General features: G+C 43.0%; 1 protein-coding gene. It reads left to right on the top strand.

Going from position 1 to position 321, the window contains the following annotated elements; translation table 11 throughout:
- Nucleotides 1-174 precede the first annotated feature (174 nt).
- The coding region (locus ACNART_RS17980; RefSeq protein ID WP_409339577.1) for a glycoside hydrolase family protein at nt 175-321 on the top strand (147 nt) is incomplete at its 3' end.

Below are 321 nucleotides of genomic sequence, written 5' to 3'. Positions count from 1 at the left end.
TGGGATGGCGTTTAGCATGGTTCTGGGTTTAGCTACTTATTTTATGACTCGTCGAGAACAGCGAAAACGCACTCAATTATTTGAAGAGCTTGTTCAACATATTGACCCACAAAACCCAACTGAAACCCTAAAAAGGCTTGCTGAATTAATGGTGAAAGCGCCAAAGGATATTTAATGTCTCTCAAACAGAAAATAGCTGCGCTAACAACAGCGGGAGCCACAGCAATCGCGTTAGTAGTAATAGCCCATTTTGAAGGTGTGCGTTATGAACCTTATCGTGATGTGGCGGGTGTTCTAACAGTTTGTTATGGGCATACAGGC

The organism is Proteus sp. LHD240705 (assembly GCF_047921555.1).
GTDB lineage: Bacteria > Pseudomonadota > Gammaproteobacteria > Enterobacterales > Enterobacteriaceae > Proteus.
Note: the sequence above shows the minus strand (reverse complement) of the source record. Positions and strands in the feature narration are given on the sequence as shown.